Source organism: Pseudomonas sp. RA_35y_Pfl2_P32 (assembly GCF_963970735.1).
GTDB lineage: Bacteria > Pseudomonadota > Gammaproteobacteria > Pseudomonadales > Pseudomonadaceae > Aquipseudomonas.
In genome coordinates, this window is sequence record NZ_CAXAQF010000089.1 from 1 (window position 1) to 726 (window position 726).

1 protein-coding gene is annotated in these 726 nt (G+C 65.3%); it reads left to right on the forward strand.

What is annotated here, in order from left to right:
* A partial coding sequence (locus AACY45_RS27220) for a TraG/VirB4 family ATPase (protein ID WP_445261228.1) occupies positions 1-726 on the forward strand: 726 nt, incomplete at both ends.

A 726-nucleotide genomic window follows, 5' to 3' on the forward strand; every position in this document is an offset into this window, starting at 1 on the left:
GCGAGGGCGTGGCGATCACGCCCGAGGTGAAGGAGCATATCTGGACGGCGCTGACCTCGCTGGCATCGGCGCCCGTCGAGGAGCGCACGATCACCGGCCTGGTCGTGCTGCTCCAGTCGAACGATCTCAAACAGGCGCTCAGGCCCTATTGCGTCGGCGGTCCCTACGGCCGGCTGCTCGACGCTGAACGCGAGTATCTTGGCTCGGCGTTCGTTCAAGCGTTCGAGACTGAGGGGCTGATCGGCACCGGCGCGGCGCCGGCGGTTCTCTCCTATCTCTTCCATCGGATCGAAGATCGGCTCGACGGTTCGCCGACTCTTCTCATTATCGACGAAGGCTGGCTGGCGCTGGACGATGACGGTTTCGCCGGCCAGCTCCGCGAATGGCTGAAGACGCTGCGCAAGAAGAACGCCAGCGTCATCTTCGCCACGCAATCGCTCAGCGACATCGACGGCTCGGCCATCGCGCCTGCCATCATCGAAAGCTGCCAGACCCGGCTTCTGCTGCCGAACGAGCGCGCGATCGAGCCGCAGATCACGGCGATCTATCGGCGCTTCGGCCTCAACGACCGCCAGATCGAGATCATCGCGCGGGCAATGCCCAAGCGCGACTATTACTGCCAGTCGCGGCGCGGCAACCGCCTCTTCGAGCTCGGTCTGTCCGATGTCGCGCTCGCTCTGTGCGCCGCGTCATCGAAGACCGACCAGGCGGCCATTGCCCGCATCG